This is a genomic window from Arthrobacter sp. BB-1 (genome assembly GCF_006151685.1).
Taxonomy (GTDB): Bacteria; Actinomycetota; Actinomycetes; order Actinomycetales; family Micrococcaceae; genus Arthrobacter.
Window position 1 is genome coordinate 1 of the sequence record NZ_VDEV01000016.1, and the last position, 991, is coordinate 991.

Annotated in this window: 1 protein-coding gene; it reads right to left on the reverse strand. The window is 65.5% G+C overall.

Features of this window, described 5'->3' with window-relative positions; all coding sequences use genetic code 11:
- Positions 1 to 991 (reverse strand): lipoyl synthase (gene lipA / locus FHJ30_RS09480; protein WP_240793656.1); only part of this gene is annotated, 991 nt, incomplete at both ends.

The following is a 991-nucleotide window of genomic DNA, read 5'->3' on the forward strand; positions in this document are numbered from 1 at the left end:
GCTTCCTGGCGGGTGGTGCCGGAGTCCTGGATGCCTTCGGCGATGTGGGCGAGTTCGGCGGGGATGTCGCGGCCCTTCTTGCGCATGGCGGTGGCCCAGAGCCGGCCGGCGCGGTAGGAGGAGCGGACCAGCGGGCCGGACATAACACCCAGGAAGCCGATTTCGTTGGCTTCGTCCTGGAGGTCCACGAATTCCTGCGGCTTGACCCAGCGGTCCACCGGCAGGTGCCGCTCGGACGGGCGCAGGTACTGGGTGATGGTGATCAGGTCGCAGCCGGCCTCGTGCAGGTCCCGGAGCGCTTCGGAGATCTCTTCGCGGGTTTCGCCCATGCCCAGGATCAGGTTGGACTTGGTCACCATGCCCAGGTTCCTGCCCTGCGTGATCACGTCCAGGGACCGCTCGTAGCGGAACGCGGGCCGGATCCGCTTGAAGATCCTGGGCACGGTTTCGACGTTGTGCGCGAACACCTCGGGCCTGGAATCGCAGATCGCGGCGATGTGTTCGGGTTTGCCGGAGAAGTCCGGGATCAGCAGCTCCACCCCGGTGCCGGGGTTCAGCTCATGGATCTTTCGGACCGTTTCGGCGTACAGCCACACGCCCTCATCGGCGAGGTCGTCCCGGGCCACGCCGGTGACGGTGGCGTACCGCAGCTGCATGGCCTGCACGGAGCGGGCCACCTTGGTGGGTTCGAACATGTCCACCGGCGAGGGTTTGCCGGTATCGATCTGGCAGAAGTCACACCGGCGCGTGCACTCGGACCCGCCGATCAGGAAGGTGGCTTCCTTGTCCTCCCAGCACTCGAAAATGTTGGGGCAGCCGGCCTCCTCGCACACCGTGTGCAGGCCCTCTTTCTTGACCAGGTTCTTGAGCTGGACGAACTCCGGGCCCATCTGGACCTTGGCCTTGATCCAGTCCGGCTTCCGCTCCACCGGGACAGCGGAATTGCGCTGTTCAACGCGCAAAAGCTTCCGGCCTTCAGGTGCCAATGTCA